The sequence below is a fragment of the Streptomyces sp. UW30 genome (assembly GCF_008042075.1).
Classification (GTDB): Bacteria; Actinomycetota; Actinomycetes; order Streptomycetales; family Streptomycetaceae; genus Streptomyces.
Genome location: NZ_RDBN01000043.1, coordinates 346,469 through 362,436 on the forward strand (window position 1 = coordinate 346,469; position 15,968 = coordinate 362,436).

Sequence of the window (15,968 nt, forward strand, 5' to 3'; positions counted from 1 at the left end):
GGACTTCGTCGGGGCGGACCGCTGAGGCACCGGGTGCCGGGAACCGCCGCGTTCACCTGTCCCGCTCGCCGCCACGGACCGTCCCCGCCAGTTCGAGCCGGGAGACCGCGCCCAACTTCTTGAGGGCGCGCGCGACATGCTGCTCCACCGTCCGCGGGGACAGATGCAAAGTGGCCGCGATCTCGCGGTTGCTCAGACCGGCCCCGGCGAGTTCCGCCACCTCCTGCTCACGCGGCGAGAGCTGCTCACCGTACCGGGGACGGCCCGGAGGCCGCCGTTCGGCACCGGGGTGGGCGCGCAGCTGCGCCCGTACCCGGGCCAGGTCCCAGGTCGCCCCGAGGCGCTCCAACTCCTCGGCCGCCGTGGTCAGCTCGGCGATTCCCGCGGTTGTTTCCCCCGGGCTCCCGGCCAGAGCGCAGCGTCCGGCGGCCTCCGCGGCGAGGGCCGCCTCGTAGGGGCGGGGAAGTTCCCGGTAACAGGTACGGGCGTGCCGGAAGCCGTCGGCTGCCTCCGGGAACGCCCGGTCCGCCTCGGCGAGCAGTGCCCGGCACCAGGTGAGGGCCACCGTGGCGGCGGGCGCCTGTCGGCTCTCGATGCCTGCCGCGAACTCATCGACCATGTCCCGCGCGAGATCCAGGTGGCCGGCCCCGATCGTTGCCTCGACAGCCCAGGGGGCCAGCTCGGCCGCCCAGACCCACACGCCCTTCGCCCTGAGCCTGGCCCATGCGTCGGCCGCCTCCCGGGCCGCACCCTCCAGGTCCTCGCGAGCCTGGGCCGGCCTGATCCGGCTGCCCGCGGCCACCGCGGCCACCGGTACGGGGCAGTCGTCCCCGGCCAGGAACCCGAAGTGCCAGTCCCCGAGCTGGCTCCAGTTGCCCTTGGCCACGGCGAGCAGGCCGAGCACGATCAGGCCGTCGCAGGCGACGTACGGCATCTCGCCCGCGTCCGCCACGAGCGCGCGGGCCCGAGCGTTCAGACCCGCCCAGTTGCCGGTCGCCATGTCCAGCCGCAGCGCGGTCCCCCGGCGCCCCTGTGCCATGTAGGCGTCCCCGTTGCGGGCGGCCAGCTCCGACCCCTCGGCCAGAAGTTCACGCGCACGCGCGTACTCACCCAACCAGACAGCCGAATCGGCGGCATTGAACAGACCGCGCGCCGCGTGGTGGAGAATCCGCGGGTCGTCGCTCTGCCGGGGCAGCTCCGCCAGTTCCCGCCATCCGTCCGGATCGCCCACGCTGAGCAGCACCGTCACCCGGTTCGCCGCGACCGCCGCCTGTACCGCCGCGACCCCGCTCTCGGCCGCCGTCGTCTCTGCACGCGCCAGCCAGGCGAGGTTCTCCGCCAGCGGGCCGGTCGGCCAGTAGGGCGGCGCGAGCGCGGCCATGGCCCGCGCCGCCAGCGCCCGTTGGGCGCCCAACTCCCGTACGGCTCTGATGAGTTCGGTACGTCCCTCCCGCGGCCGCCCGACCTGGTTGCCGATGAGCAGCCCGAGGTCGAGCCGGATCTCGCCGCGCACGGCGGCGGGCAGCTCGGGGTCGTCGACCAGCCGTCGCAGGACCTCCACTGTCTGGTCCGACCGCAGCCCGTTGTATGCGCTGCGGGCGAGCATCAACGTCAGCCGGACCCGGTCGGGCTGCTGGACCACCGGATGGGCCAGCACGTCCTCCAGCAAGGAGATCGCCAATTGGTGGTCCCCGGCCTCGACGGCCTCGACGGCGGCTTTCTCAACGCTCTCCAGCCACTGGGGGATCCGGCCGGCCGCGAACTGATGGCGGGCCAGCCGCGCCCAGGGCGCCGGGCGCCTGACCGCCAGCGTCTCGGCCGCGCGGCCGTGCAGCTCACGGCGCACCGGGCCGGGCAGCAGCAGATACACGGCCGCGGCCTCCATGGGCATACGAAACCCGTACCGGCCGAGCCCGAGTTCGTGCAGCACCGCCTCGGAGAGCGCGGCCGTGAGCGCCGTCCGGCCGTGCTCCGCCGGCAGAGCGGCGACCGAGGCCAACTCGTCCTCCGTCCCGAGGTCGTCGAGCACGGCGGCCGCCCACACCAGGCGCCGGGTCTGATCGTCCAGCGCCGCCATACGGCCGACCACCAGCTCGGTGAGCCGGACCGGCACCGGGGCCTCGTCCACGTGCCGGGCGGTGAGCCGGGCCGGGCCGGGCGCCGTGGGCTTGTCGTCCGGGAGCGCGACGGCCGCCTTCAGCTCGGTCAGCAGATCGGCCACCGCCTGCGCGATGCCGCCCGAGCGCTCATGCAGCCGGGTGACGAACTGGGCCGAACAGCGCTCCTCGCCCAGCGCCTCCAGCGCCATCGCGTGGACCTCCGCCTCGTCGAGCGGCCCGAGCCGCAGCCGTACGAGGCTCATCTCGGCGGGATAGCCCACGGGCGCGCCCAGCACCAGCCCGGGGCGGGCCAGTTCCTCGGGGCGATACGTCAGCACGGCGCGTAGTCCCGCCGGAGGGTGGGCCAGGAGGGTGCGTAGCGCGTGTGCGTCCTCCTCGTCCGCGCGGTGCACGTTCTCGGCCACCAGCAGCACCGGGCCACCGGAGCCGAGCGATGCCGCCAGTTCTCCCAGGGAGGAGGTCGCGAGTGCGGCCTGTCCCGGCTGCCCCAGGGCTAGGGGCCGGGTGCCTGCGGGGCGACGTAGGGAGCCGTTCTTCGGCATCGGTGACGCGGGCCCTTTCAAGGGGGCCTGCTCCTGGAGGGCAACGGCGCCCGAGGGGGAGAACGTCACCTTCAGGCGCGGCATCGCGCTGAACTCACGTAGCGCCAGAAGCCACTTCACGAAGCGGGTCTTGCCCGTCCCCGCCGCCCCGTCGACGAGCACGAGCGTCGTCGCGTCCGGCGGCGCCGACGCCAGTGGCTCGCGTACCGCCGTCTCCCACTCCCGCTCACGTATCACGGGTCCCCCTGTGTTGTTCCGCGCTTGGCAGGACGCTGTCCAACCACGGCTGATTCAACACCTTGGCCATTTCGCAGCCCTGCGATCTCATCGAAGCAGAGGCGGGGGTCACCTCGTGCGTACTCAGCGTTATTACGTATAGGTAAGGTCGGTTCCCCTGCTTGTCCCGGCGGTACGACGGCGGCCACGGTCGGAGCAATGCCCGCACACAGCACACCAGCGACCACTCCGGGAGAAACTGGCATGGCCCTCATAGACGGCCTTCGCCCTGACACCACCGACTGCCCGCGGCCGTTATCGGTAGCGCGCCGCGGACCGACACGACTGCGCGCCCTGTGCATCGCCAGGGCGGTGCCCCAAACCGTGCCGGAGCTACGTCGCTTCGCGCGCCGTACCGCCCAGCAGTGGGCCCTTCCCGACGACGCGAGCGAGACGCTGTCGCTCGTCGTCAGCGAACTGGCGACGAACGCCGTGCTGCACAGCGGCAGCGCGGAGGTCACGACCCTCATCGTCTTCGACGGCGTCGCGCTGACCGTCGAAGTGACCGACTCCGGCCGTTGGCTGACGCGCGAGGCCGACCGCCGTGTGGCGGAGGACGAGGACGCCGCGTTCGGCCGAGGACTGGACCTGGTCGGGGCCTGCACCAACTGGTGCACGATCCACCCCTCCCCTGCAGGCACCCGCGTCGTGGCCCGTCTCCCCGTCGTCGAGTCCCGAGCCGATCGGTGAAGGGCAGACTGTAGGGCCCGGGTGCCACCGACCACATCGTCAACGCCGAACCCACCCCACGCCGGCGGCTCACCGCCGCCCGCGGTACGGCTGCCGAGCGGGCCGCCCCGGTCCGTCGGTCAGCTGCTCGGCTTGAGCTAGAGCGATGTCGCCCCGCCTGCCTCCGGAGCCCGGGGCGACGTGCGGGAAGCCTGTCCGGGCGTGCGCGCCGACCAGCTGGGGATCGATGAGTGCCGCCTCTACGGCCCCATGTTCGGCGCCGCCGCACGGGGCGCCCCGGACCCACAGGGCTTATGTGGCGGCCAGGATGACCGAGTTCGGCGCGAGGGCGGTCGCTGCGGCGACAGCGTCCGAGGCACCGGGCGCGACCGTCCCCGTATACGGCGAAACCGGGTCGCGGGAAATCACCGGTCCCTCGGTCGTCACCGGCCCGATGATGCGGTACCGGTGCCGAAGGAATAGAGCTCTATGCACTTCGGCCGATACTTGGGGCAGTGGGCGACCACGTGGACAGGGTGCACGCCGTCGACGGGGGTGATCGGCACCGACATGTCGGTCACGGAACCGTCGGCGCTGGGCGCGATCCGGGCCAGCGGGACCTCGGCGAGGGAGTCGACCCTCAGTTCGATCCAGGCGCCTGTCACCGCGGGGCCTGCGAGTCTGACGTGGGCGGTGGTGTCCTCGGCGGAGAAGCGGACCCCGTCGTACCGTAGCGAGGACATGGATCCCAGGAGGCGAGTGCCGGGGGTGGAGCCGGTGACGGTTTCCTGCTGTGAGGAGTACTGGTCGGCCCGGACTCCGTTTCGTGCCGAAAGGGTGGGTGACGGTGAATTTCGTGGCGGCTCCTGCTGCGCGCCGGACGGCTGGGTGCAAGCCGTCAGCAGGAGCAGGCCCGTACCGATGCCCATGAGGAAGCCCGTCACAGCGGCAGCGGTCCGGGAATGGCTGACGAGTACAGGGGGCAAGGAGTGCAGCCGGGATGCGCGCCTCCGTCCGGTGCCGCGTGCTCGTTTCGTGCGTGGGGCGGCCCGGCGGGCGCGCGTGGGTTCCGTGGAGGTATCGGTGGGGGGTTGCCTCAGCAGCCTTGCCAGGAACGGCGGATCGTCCAGCGGTATGGGGATGGCGGCCTTGGCTCGCAGATACTCCCGCCCGGTCCACCACCCCAGCAGGCGGGCCGGCAGTTGTGCTTCAAGTTGCGCGTCGAGTTGGGTGAGGTCTTCGTAGACGCTCATACAGGCCGCACATGCGAGCAGATGGGCCGCGTCGTTCGTAGCGGGTGGCGCACCCTGCCGCGCCGCCAGGCGCTGGATCGCGTCCCTGCAGTCCGGGAGTTCCAGCCGCTCCAGATACAGGTCCGTCCGGGCCTGGCGCAGCGCCCTTCTGGCGTCGTCGCTCGAACTGCGCACCGCGTGGGAAGGCAGTCCTGTGATACGGGCCGTCAAAGCTGGGGCGTCTTGCTCGACCAGTGAATGCCACAGCAGGCATTGCGTGCGGGAAGGGAGTCTCTCGAACGCGACACCCAGTTGACCGTCCTCGCCCCAAGGCCACCTCGCGCCCGCCTCGACCCAACTGCGGAAGTCCGGCCGCAGGGACTCGGGCTCATGGTGCCAGTATGCGATGGCGGTGGTGCGGACGTGTCCGAGTAGTTGAACGCGCAGAATGCCGGCATGACGGCGTTCGACAAACGCCTCCCCCGCCTGCATCCGTTGCAACAGCACTTCGAAGACGCGCGAGGTCACCTCCTGTGCGGCAAGCGGGCCTGCCACGCACTGGGAGGCATAGGCCTGCACAGCGGAATAGTGGCGGCGGTACAGAAGCCGGAAGAACTCAAGCTGTCCTTTGCGCGCCCCAAGCATCAAGGCCGCGTCGGCGAGTTGCTGCTGCCGTGGGCGCGGACCGAGGAGTAATTGCATACAAGCCTTTCCCCTTGTTGTTCCGGTGGTAGGTGGCAGACACGGGAGCCGAAAGGACTCGCTCAGTTCCGTCGGTCAGTTCCGTCTGTCAGTTCTGTCTGTCAGTGCCGTCGGTCAGTTCGGCGGGGCGGCCGCCGTGCTCGAGGGCGCGCTCGGTGCGGGTGCCCGGCCTTCGGCGAGGTAGTGGAGCCGTACGGCGTTGTAGTAGTGGTACGTGAGCACGACCGGCGCGTTCCGCTCCGGAGGCGGCGTGGCACCTTCCCCGTCCCACCAGTCGCGCATCCCGAGCTGCATCTCGTTCCAGGGCTTCGCGGCGTCGAGTTCGGCACGCAGGAGGTAGCTGCTGTCGCCGCTCGTGCCCGCGAAGGGGTCGAAACGGAACAGCTGTCCTTCCGCCGTGTAGCGGCACGGGCCCATGGCGACTTCGATGTCGACCGCGTTCCCGTGCAAACGCTGAACGCCTACGTGGTAGTCGATGCACTCACCGCTGGCTGCGTTGCGCAGGTAGTAGTAGCCCGGCTTCGCCTTGAACGACACCGCCTCCCAGACCTGGGCGCTGCTGCCGTTGCACGGGTTCTGGACAACGCCCGTGCCCGCGGACTCGACGCACTGGGCGCTGACTCCCGCGTTGCGGAGTGCGCCCGACCAGGTGACCGGTCCGAGTGGAGGTCTCATGGCCGCCGTGGGTCTCTGGTCCGCTGCCGTGACCGATGCCACGGGCGTCGGTGAGGCTCGGCGTGGTGATGCGGTGGGGGACGGCTGTGACGTAGGGCGGCTGAGCGTGGGCAGAGGGACGTCGAACGCTGGTGGCGTCCACTCCGGCTCCACCTGCGAAGCAGCCGCCGAGGGCGCTTCGTCCTGACCGTGGAGGATCTCCGGCAGCGTGAGGATGGCGAGCCCGAGGGCGGTGACGAGGCCACAGGCGACCATCCCGGAGCGAAGCGGTGAGCCGGCCCATGGCCGCTGCTCGATTCGGTCGTCCACCAGGGCGTGGTCGGCATGCGTGGCAGGAATCCTGTCGTCGGTACTCCGGCAGGTCTCGACCATCCGGTGCACGGCATAGACCGGGCCTCCCCACAGCAGAACCCCCAGCGGCAGGATGAAACCGAGTTGCTCGTCGATCGCGGTGAGCTCGATCTGCGCCCTGCGGCAGCGGTGGCACTGCGAAGGATGCCGGTCCGGGCCCTCAACCGCGCCGTCTTCGGACTGGCGCGGGGCGATGCTGAGCATGGAGGCGTAAGTGCGGCATTCGTTCGTGGCGGAGTTCCGCTCGTGCGCGGTCAGGTAGGCATCCCGGAGCCCTCGCGTGGCTCGTGACAGGAGCGGATCGACTCCGCTCTCGTCCACGCCGAGCAAGTGACCTACGGAAGCGGCCGGTTCCCGTTCCACCTCGGTGTGCCACAGAACGGCCTGCCAGAGGTCGGGCAGGGAACGGAACGCCGTGAGAACGGCGCTGTCGTCCTCACGGCGGCGCAGGCGCTCCTGAATGGTCTCGGGCTCCGTGCCGTCGGCCGTGCTCGCCTGCGAGTCGGTCAGCCATTGCTGGAAGTCGGAGGACAGCTCGGCACGCCGGGCGGTGTCCGCCCAGTCGGCAGCGGTGCGGCGGACGAGGGCGAGCAGATAGGGGCGCCAGGCGACCGTGGGAGCGCTGCCGGCCCGGGCATCGCTCAGCGCGCGGGCGAATGCCTCCGAGGTGAGATCGTCGGCGCTCTCCGGATCACGGCAGCAGGTGTAGGCGTACGCGAGCACCTGGTCACGATGCCTCCGGCGCAACTCCGCCAGCGTGATGTCGGATTCATGGCTCCGCGAAGCGGCGGCGTGGGCCTCGGCGTCAGTGGGTGTTTCGTCCTGCTTGTCGACCATGGAGCAGCAATGCCTTCCAGGTTCCATGAGAGAGGGGTCGGTGATGCGGGCGACGTGCATGATTCATGCGCCGGTTTGAGGCAGCCGCCCGGGCTCGCGACTGGTGACGGGGATATGCGCCGTTACTCGGGTACCGGCCGTGGTGCGTTGGATCGTGTGCCAGTCGGTGCACGCTCTGACCAGGTCGAGTCCTCGCCCGAAGGAGGCGTGCTGCTCCATGGCGGAGAATCCGGCGTCATCCTCCAGCCGCTGTCCGTTGTCGATGACTTCGACGGTCAGGGCGAAGTTGTCGAAGGTGATCAGCAGAGCGACGTCCGGGCTTGTGCTGTGCAGCACGACATTCGTGACCAATTCGCTGACGACGAGCGCGAGCGAGTGGCACGGCCCCTCGGGGATCGCCCATTGCTGGGCTGTATGGCGCGCAAGGTGTCGTAGGTCTCGCACGGTGGCGGGCGTCGACCGAGCGATGCGGAACACCAGACATGGCACCGGAGCAGGCGCCTTGGCGGGGTGAGGGAATTCGGTGGTGGCCATATCGGACTCCGTTGGAGTGCCCGTTGACAGGCATCGGGGGATCAAGAGACCACTCCGACCGTGGCTGCCACCCGACCGACGGCACAAGCGGGACGCCCGAAATACGGATACGCCATATTCAAGGCGTTTACCCCGCCGGGAGTTGCCGTGGCGGCGGCGGATGCGAGCCCGGGACCTCGGGAACCCCGGGGGTCCCGGAGCCCTCAATGTAACGAGTTGGTGACGCCGCGGGACGTAGTCGCCGAGTCTCACTCTTCATCGGGCAAGAAGGTCCGCCCTGTCACAGCCAACAGCTTTGGCAGCTGACGCCGGATACCGGACGGACCAGGACCGGCCTGACCAGCCGGCTGCCGGCTGAAGCTCAAGTGCGAGGAAACGAAGTAGGGGGACCGCAGTGCGTGAGAGTGAGTGGGAGAAGGCAGTTCGCGGGCCGCTGGCGTCGGCAGCGCCGGGCACGTCCGCACTGGTGCTGGTCGAGGGCGAGGCGGGGACGGGCAAGACCAGATTCGTGCAGTGGCTGCTGGCCCGCTCCCAATCCGGCCAGGCCGCTCGCCTGATGGTGACCTTCGAGGCGTCGGGTGCTCCCGTCGTCGACGGACCATGCCACCCGAATGGCAACGTGTCGGTGAGACCGGAGGCGGGGTCGGGACATCGTCCCGGCGCCACGCAGGCCGGTGCCCCGGCTGCGTCGCCGTGGTCAGGTCGGCTGTCGGCATCGTCTCTGGGGGAGCTGGTGGCCTCGGGCGGCACTGGTTCGCCCGTGCTTCTGGTGGCCGAGGACGTTCACCGCGCGGATGAGCAGGCCGCTCACGCGCTGCGAACCGTGCTGGCCGATCCCCCGGCCGGACTGCGTGTCGTGATGACCTACCGCCCCGAGGAGCTGGCCCGTCCCGGGCTGGTGCTGGGTGCGCCGGTGGGGTACCCGGCCGAGTTGCCGGTGATCCATCTGCGGCTCGGGCCGCTCAGCGCGGCCGACGTGCAGCGGATGGCGGTGGACGCTTTGGGTGATGACGGCTGCTCGGCTCCGTTCCTGACCCGGCTCCACGAGCGGACGGGTGGGATCGCGCAGGTCGTGACCGATGTGCTGGAGGAGCTGAGGGCGGCCGCTCCGCCGCCGGGCCCGAGATCCTCAGGGGCCGCCGGCCGGAGCCGGCTCACTGCCAGGGACGTGGACGAAGCCGAGGTGCCGCTGCGTCTCGCCGAGTCGGTGGCCGGTCGCTTGGCGGCGCTGGACGAGGTGCCGCGGCGCCTGGTGTGGGCGGCAGCAGTTCTCGACGGAACGGCGAGCGAGGACGAATTGGCATGGGTGGCCGGACTGTCGACGGAGAACGGCCGCGCTTCTCTGGTGACGGCGCTGTGCGAAGGGGTGTTGCACGAGTTGGGGCCTGATCAGTACGGCCTGCGGTCACCGATGGAGGCCGCGGCCGTGTATCGGCTGGTGCCGAGTCCGGTGCGCAGCGAGCTGCACGGGCGCGCCGCCGCGGCCCTGGAAGCCCGCCGTCCGGCGCCATGGGCCCGGTTGGCCCGTCATCAGCTCGCGACCGGTCGCACCACGGACTGGATCGAGAGCGTGGGGAATGCCGCGCAGGAAGCGGTCGAGGCGGGCGACCACCAGCTGGCGATCTCGCTGCTCGAGGACGCGCTGGCGCACCCTGAGGTAGTGGAGTCGAACCGGCCTCGGCTGGCCTTGATACTCGCACGCAGCGCGACCATCGGGCTGGGCTCCGGTCAGACGGTGGAACTCCTGCGCCGGTTGGTCGAAGACCGGGCGCTGCCCGAGACAGTGCGGGGCGAGATCCGCCTCCACCTCGGACTCTTCCTGGGCAACCAGGCCGGGCGGGGCCGCGAAGGGCGGGTGGAACTGCTCAGGTCGGTCGAGGAGTTGGAGAGCTGCCCGGTACTGGCAGCGCGGGCCATGTCGGCCCTGGCGTTGCCCTACTGGTCTTCCGGCCCGCTGAAGGACAACCTCGCCTGGCTGACGCGGGCCGGGACGACAGCGGCTGAGAGCGAGGATGCCGAAGTCCGGGCGGCGGTCGCGGCGAACCGGGCGACCGTGCTGCTCAGCGTTGGTGACCCGCTCGGATGGCGATACCTGGAACAACTGCCCCGGGACAGCGACGATTCGCGGGTCGTCCGGCACACTGCCCGTGGCTTGGCCAACGCCGCGGACGCGGCTGTCTGGCTGGGCGAGTACGTGCGGGCACGCGAACTGCTCTCCGAGGCGCCCCGGTTGGCCGCCCGCAGCGGAGCGCCGTATACGCAACGGAACGCGCATTGCACCTCCCTGCTTCTGGACATGATGACCGGCCGCTGGTCCGGCCTGGCCGCCCGGGCGCGGGCACTGACCCGGGATGTGGACGCCGGATCGGCCCCTGACGGCGATGCCGCCCTGGTGCACGCACGGCTCGCCCTGGCGAAGGGCGAGTGGACCGACGTGGGCAGTTGGCTCTCCAGCACCGATCTGTCCGGGGACGATGGCGCGGTCCCGCTGGTGGCGGCGGCCTCAGGAGTACGCATCAGGCTTGCGCTGGCTCGTCAGGACCCCGCGGCCGCGGCACGCGAGGCGGGCGAGGCATGGGTCAGGCTGCGGGAGAAGGCCGTATGGGTGTGGGCGGCCGAGTTGGCCCCATGGGCGGTGGAGGCGACGGTTCGGGCCGGGGGGCTGGGCGTCGCGCGAGGGATGGCCGACGAATTCGCCGTTGGCATTGGGGGCAAACGGGCCCCCACCGCCGTGGCCGCACTGACGTGGTGCCGAGCGTTACTGGCCGAGGCGAGCGGCGAACTCCAAGCGGCAGTGGAGTACTTCCAGCGTGCTCGAATGTGCTACAGCGTGCTGCCCCGGCCCTATGAGGCGGCCCTCGTCGCGGAGGCCGGTGGACGATGCGCTCTGGCGGGCGGCCTGGAGACCGCCGCAGGAATCCAGCAACTGTCCGAAGCCGCACGCGAATTCGAAGTGCTCGGCGCGACGTGGGATGCCGCACGCGTGGGAGCGGAGTTACGGGCCCATCCGGGTACCCACCGGCGGCGTCCCCCCGGCCGCCCCAGCTACGACGGGCGGTTGTCGCCGCGCGAGCAGGAGGTCGCGCAACTCGCCGGTGCCGGCCTGAGCAACCGAGAGATCGCAGCCACGCTGCATCTGTCCCCACGGACGGTGGAGCAGCATGTGGCTCGCGCCTTGCGGAAGGTGGGTGCGCTTTCCCGGCATGACCTGGCGCGTACAACCCGCAGCAGCGGGTCGGCCGGATGAACAATCCTCATGTTTTCCCAAGGGCGAAGAGAGCAGAAGCCATTCGGAATTCTTGGGTATAGGTATTCGCGTATCACCGTCTTGCCGATAAGGACCGCAGGGGCAAGATTGATCGGGAATGTCGTTCCACCTCGTAGTCGGCACAAGGAAGGCCTCTCTCACGCATGTCCGTTGACAGCGAAGTCGCCGCGTCGGACGCCGAACTCGCCCGAAAGGTAAGGGAGCTGGGCTCAGACGCAGCGGTGGAGGAGCTGTACCGGCGACATCGGTCGGCGACACTCGCGTACGCACGCATGTGCTGCCGTGATGCGCACACCGCCGAGGACCTTGCCTCGGAGGCCTTTGCCCGGACCCTGCAAGCCGTACGGCGTGGTGGTGGTCCGGAGGCCGCCTGGCGCCCCTACCTACTCACGGTTGTCCGCCGCATCGCCGCCGAATGGGCCACTACGGCTCGCCACATCGAGCTGGCGCCGGACTTCGAGCAGTGGCTCGCGAACTTGCCCGAGAACGACAAGGCGGAAAGCAGCGAGGAGCGGATACTGCGCCTGGAGGACAGCAGCCTCGTGATGAAGGCGTTTCGTTCGCTGCCCGAGCGCTGGCAGGCCGTTCTGTGGCACTCCGTCGTCGAGGGCGAGCCGGCCTCAAGGGTGGGCATTCTCCTCGGTATGGGCGCGAGTGGTGTCGGGTCGCTGGCATCTCGGGCGCGGGAGGGACTGCGGGAGGCCTATCTTGTCGCGCACGCCGAGAGCGCTTCCTCGAGCGGGGAGTGCCGCCGCTTCACCGGGCTGCTCGGTGCCGCTGTGCGCCGCACCGGCCGCCGTAGGAGCAAGGACCTCGAGCGGCATCTCGCGCAGTGCGACCGTTGCCGGGGCGCGCTGATCGAACTTGCCGATCTGAACGCCCGGTTGGGTGCGGCGCTGCCGGTCGGGGTGCTGCTGTGGGGCGAGTCGCAGTATGTGGCGGCCCGTTTGGCCGAGGGGGGAGCCGGCACCGCCAGTGGGGCGTTGTTTTCCGGCACACCGGACGGTGGTGCGGGGTGGTGGTCCCAGGTCACGCGCACTCCGCTGCGCTCGGGCGGTCTCGCCGGGGGTGCCGTTCTCGCCGTCGGACTCGCCTTCCTCGTCCTGCCCGCGCCACTCGATGACGACGGCAATGGGTTTCCGCCCGACCGGTCGACGTCCAGGCCGACCGTTGCCGGCCCCGAGGGCCGAGAGCCCGTGGCGCACGAGCCCACACCCTCAACCGACGCCTCCTCCACCGTTGCTCCCCCGACGACCAGCCCAACGCCTGAGCGTCCTTCTTCACCTTCGGTCACCCCGTCAACGACGCCGAAGCCCTCGCCTTCACCTTCGTGGAACGGCATCTACCGGGTGACCAACGTCGGTTCGGGCAAGGTCCTGAACGTTCCGAACGCTTCCCGGGACTGGGGCACGCAGCTCGACCAGCGGTCTTCGGCCGCCGTCGACCATCAGGACTGGCGGTTCACGCCCAATGCCGACGGGACGTACGAGATCGTCAACGTGGTATCCGGCCTGGCGATGAACGTGACGGAGAGCAGGATGAGCAGCGGAACGTCAGTCATCCAGTATCCGCTCGACGGCGCGGACAACTCCAAGTGGATCGTGACCGGTGACGGCAGGATCCTCGCCAAGCACAGCCGTCTGGCGCTCACTGTCGCCGGACCGAGCGACGGGGACCTCATTACTCAGGCGGGCTACACCGGGTCGAGTTACCAGCGCTGGACGATCGGCTGACGGAGCGTTCAGCGGAAGAGCCTTGCCCAGCAGCAGGACGCGGGGCGTGCTCTGCAGTGTGCGGCGGGCGTGGCGGTGGCCAGAATCGAGGTAACGGCCTTGGCCAGCGCCGCTCGGGCAACCGTATGGGCGCATCCGCGATCACCGAGCCGCTGCGCCGCCCGACCACCGAGCGCACCACATTCCTCATCACTCACGACCTGCGACTCGCCCCCTATCCCCCACACTGTCATCGAGGTCGGTTCGGCTTTCGTACGGGTTCCGGTTCGAGGCGGCGCAGGAGTTGCATCGTGAGCAGGTAGCACATGAGCGCAACGGCCAGCAGTACTCCTGTGTCGATCAGCCACTGGCCGAGCGTGTGTTGCCGAAGAGGGTCAGTGGCGAGGGGGCTTGTCGTTCTGTCCTGCGGACGGAGTACCTGCTCAAGATCGAGCGTCGCGCCATGGGCCGCGACGGCCCAGCGTGAGGGCGCCAGCCAGGCCGCCTGCTCGACACCGGGGCTACCGCTGAGTCTGAACGCGATGCCGGAGAACATGTACTGAGCAACAGAGAAGAGAGCCAGGAGTGGCATGGTTCTCTCGGCGGTCTTCACCAGTGACGACGTGACCAGGCCGCACATCATCGATGTGAACCCGAGCAGCATGATGACCAAAGTCATCTCGACGGCCGGGGTGCCCTTGATGACGACGCCTTCGGACGGAAGGTCGCGAGGGGCGAGGCTGATTGCGCACAGCACGATTCCCTGCGCGCCCGTGATCAGCCCCAGTACGACGATCTTCGACGCCAGGTAGGCGGATCTGGAAAGACCTGCGGCCCGTTCCCGCTCGTAGATCGCCCGTTCCTTGACCAGTTCGCGAACGGAGTTCGTGGCACCGACGAAGCACATGCTGATGGCGAGAGAAGCGACGATGGTGCCGGCTTCGACGTTCGATGTGCCGTCGGGCGGTTTCCGGAGGCCGAAATCGGCAGGTATGAGGGTGTTGGCCAAGCCGAGGACAATGGGCAGCAGGGTCATCAGGCCGATGAACCCCCTGTCGGAGGCCAGGACGGCCAGGTATCGGCTGACCAGGGTGGACAACTGGGTGGTCCAACGCGGTGGCTTCGGCGGGGCGGCGATCTGACGGGCCGTGGAGACTTGCGTGTCCGGCGTCCGCAGGGCGGTCGCCAAGGCCATGTACTGGGGCGACTCATGCCACCGGCCGGCCCAGTCGTGGCCACTGCGCGCCTCGAAGGCGGAGAAGACATCGGCCCATGTGTCCTGCCCGAGGAACTCCAGTGCCTCCTCCGGGGGACCGAAGTACGCCACGGACCCTCCCGGGGCGAGGACCAGCACCTTGTCGCACAACTCCAGCTCCCGGACAGAGTGTGTGACCACCAGGACGGTCCTGCCGCCGTCGGCGAGTCCCCGCAGCAGGCGCATGACGTCACGGTCCATGCCCGCGTCCAGGCCGGAGGTAGGCTCGTCCAGGAGCAAGAGCGAAGGCCTGGTCAGGAGTTCCTGGGCGACTGAAACACGCTTCCGTTGCCCACCCGAGAGCGTGGTGACGGTTTGGTCGGCGTGGAGGTCGAGTTTGAGGTCACTGAGAACCTCGTCGACCCGACGGTCGCGCTCCGCAGCGTCGGTCTCGCGGGGGAACCGCAGTGTTGCGGTGTGACGGAGCGCGGTCCGCACCGTGAGCTGTGGATGGAGAACGTCCTGCTGCGGGACGATACCGATCTGGTGACGTAACTGGGCGAAACACCCAGGCAGGTTCTGCCCCTCATAGCGCACCTTGCCCTTGACGTTCCGCTGGTGACCGGTCAAGGCACGCAGCAAGACGGACTTTCCGGAACCGGACGGCCCGATCACCGCCATCAGGGATTTCGGAGGCGCCACGAAGCTGACTCTGTTCAGCAGCCTTCTTGAGCCTTTGCCGCATCTGACCTTGACGGAGAGTTGCCGGGCGATCAACGACGACGGCTCGCTCGCGTCACCGCAGGCGAAGCGCAGTTGCACACCGTGGGCGGCGTCGCCGACGGTGAACACTGCACCGTCGGCGATCGTGGCCAGCGTGATGCGCCGGCCATGGGCGTATGTGCCGTTGGTGCTGTCCAGATCCTGCAGGACCCAGGTCTGGCCGTCCCAGTGGATCTGAGCGTGCCGCCAGGAGATGAACGCCTCCTGGCATGGAATGTCCGCATGCGGATCACGACCCAACACGTATGTTTTCGCAGTGTCGAGTGCTTCGGTGATCCCATTGAATTCCATCACGAACTCTGGAATTCCGTTCCTCACGAATGTTGTCTCCCGGCCGGTCGGCCCAACGGCGATGACTGTCTTGACTGGTGTGCGTGCACGAGGTCGTACAGGGGGTGTGTCCGGGCCGTTGCGGGCACGGAGCCGCCCGGTGTCGTCACGCCGGGGGAGGTCGTTTCGACACCGGGCGGGTGTGTCTCGCGCCTGGTTCGCGGGGCGGGGACACATCGCGAGACGCGCCGGGCATGTTCCCGCACGCGCGATGACGACTCGCTCCCGTCGTCACCGCGCCGGGCTCGGGACGGCGCGCCTGGGCGATGCAACGAACCTAGGCGCGGCGCACAGCAGTTGCCCATCCGTGACGGTGAATCACGGCTACGCAATTAACCGACCCGGCGACCCGGCCGGGCGAGCGATTGCCCGGCCGGGTCGTCCCGCTCAGCCGATCGTCAGTATCCGGGCCTTGCTCGGCACTCCCTGGGCGTCGAGCGCGAACAGCATGTACGTCCCCGGCAGGGCCATGCCCGGGTCAGCCGGGATGTCGACCTCGTACGAGGTGGCGGACGTGGCCCGCAGTCGCAGGGGTACGCGTCGCTGGTCGTTGTCGGTGGAGTGGGTCGCGGCGCCGGCGCGTACGAGGGCGAAGGACGTGACGGCCTTGTCAGTGGTTACTGACAACTGGCTGCCGTTTCCCACTCGGGCGGGCACCTGACCGGTGATGGCGGGGCGGGGCTTCTCGCTGCCGTCCGCGTTGAGCAGGTAGGGAGGGGTGAAGATCGCGCCGGCCAGGTGG

Annotated in this window: 9 protein-coding genes; 3 read left to right on the plus strand and 6 right to left on the minus strand. The window is 69.6% G+C overall.

Annotated features, from left to right (window positions below):
• Positions 1 to 52 precede the first annotated feature (52 nt).
• Positions 53 to 2,899, minus strand: coding sequence for an ATP-binding protein (locus tag EAO75_RS31900; protein WP_147998621.1), 2,847 nt, complete (start codon positions 2,897 to 2,899; stop codon positions 53 to 55).
• A 243-nt stretch (positions 2,900 to 3,142) separates the two neighbouring features.
• Here EAO75_RS31900 and EAO75_RS31905 point away from each other — a divergent pair, with 243 nt between their 5' ends.
• On the plus strand, positions 3,143 to 3,628 hold the full coding sequence (locus EAO75_RS31905) for an ATP-binding protein (protein WP_261989496.1): 486 nt from the start codon (positions 3,143 to 3,145) through the stop codon (positions 3,626 to 3,628).
• 422 nt (positions 3,629 to 4,050) lie between these two features.
• Here EAO75_RS31905 and EAO75_RS31910 read toward each other — a convergent pair whose 3' ends face one another.
• From EAO75_RS31910 to EAO75_RS31920, 3 genes are all read right to left on the minus strand, one after another.
• The gene (locus tag EAO75_RS31910) at positions 4,051 to 5,541 is read right to left on the minus strand and encodes a hypothetical protein (protein ID WP_147998623.1); all 1,491 of its coding nucleotides are present in this window, start codon (positions 5,539 to 5,541) and stop codon (positions 4,051 to 4,053) included.
• A gap of 114 nt (positions 5,542 to 5,655) precedes the next feature.
• A complete protein-coding gene (locus EAO75_RS31915) occupies positions 5,656 to 7,404 on the minus strand; it encodes a sigma-70 family RNA polymerase sigma factor (RefSeq protein ID WP_187284654.1) in 1,749 nt (582 codons plus the stop codon).
• Positions 7,405 to 7,467: 63 nt separating this feature from the next.
• The gene (locus EAO75_RS31920; RefSeq protein ID WP_147998625.1) at positions 7,468 to 7,938 is read right to left on the minus strand and encodes an ATP-binding protein; all 471 of its coding nucleotides are present in this window, start codon (positions 7,936 to 7,938) and stop codon (positions 7,468 to 7,470) included.
• Between the two features lie 394 nt (positions 7,939 to 8,332).
• On the opposite strand from EAO75_RS31920, the gene EAO75_RS31925 reads away from it, so the two are divergent.
• A complete protein-coding gene (locus EAO75_RS31925; RefSeq protein WP_147998626.1) occupies positions 8,333 to 11,185 on the plus strand; it encodes a LuxR C-terminal-related transcriptional regulator in 2,853 nt (950 codons plus the stop codon).
• A gap of 164 nt (positions 11,186 to 11,349) precedes the next feature.
• Positions 11,350 to 12,939 carry a sigma-70 family RNA polymerase sigma factor gene (locus EAO75_RS31930; RefSeq protein WP_147998627.1) on the plus strand — a complete coding sequence of 530 codons (1,590 nt, stop codon included), beginning with the start codon at positions 11,350 to 11,352 and terminating at the stop codon, positions 12,937 to 12,939.
• A 229-nt stretch (positions 12,940 to 13,168) separates the two neighbouring features.
• Here the strand turns inward: EAO75_RS31930 and EAO75_RS31935 are convergent, their stop codons facing one another.
• Both EAO75_RS31935 and EAO75_RS31940 read right to left on the minus strand, forming a co-directional pair.
• Positions 13,169 to 15,214, minus strand: a complete 2,046-nt coding sequence (locus EAO75_RS31935) for an ATP-binding cassette domain-containing protein (protein ID WP_261989497.1) — start codon at positions 15,212 to 15,214, stop codon at positions 13,169 to 13,171.
• A 399-nt stretch (positions 15,215 to 15,613) separates the two neighbouring features.
• Positions 15,614 to 15,968, minus strand: a 355-nt coding sequence (locus EAO75_RS31940) for a galactose oxidase early set domain-containing protein (protein ID WP_147998698.1), incomplete at its 5' end; no start/stop codon positions are given.

What these genes read in the sequence shown, in the direction of transcription:
- EAO75_RS31905 (WP_261989496.1), top strand. Translation starts at nt 3,143, where the DNA reads ATGGCCCTCATAGACGGCCTTCGCCCTGACACCACCGACTGCCCGCGG.
- EAO75_RS31920 (WP_147998625.1), bottom strand. Translation starts at nt 7,938, where the DNA reads ATGGCCACCACCGAATTCCCTCACCCCGCCAAGGCGCCTGCTCCGGTG.
- EAO75_RS31915 (WP_187284654.1), bottom strand. Translation starts at nt 7,404, where the DNA reads ATGGTCGACAAGCAGGACGAAACACCCACTGACGCCGAGGCCCACGCC.
- EAO75_RS31930 (WP_147998627.1), top strand. Translation starts at nt 11,350, where the DNA reads ATGTCCGTTGACAGCGAAGTCGCCGCGTCGGACGCCGAACTCGCCCGA.
- EAO75_RS31910 (WP_147998623.1), bottom strand. Translation starts at nt 5,541, where the DNA reads ATGCAATTACTCCTCGGTCCGCGCCCACGGCAGCAGCAACTCGCCGAC.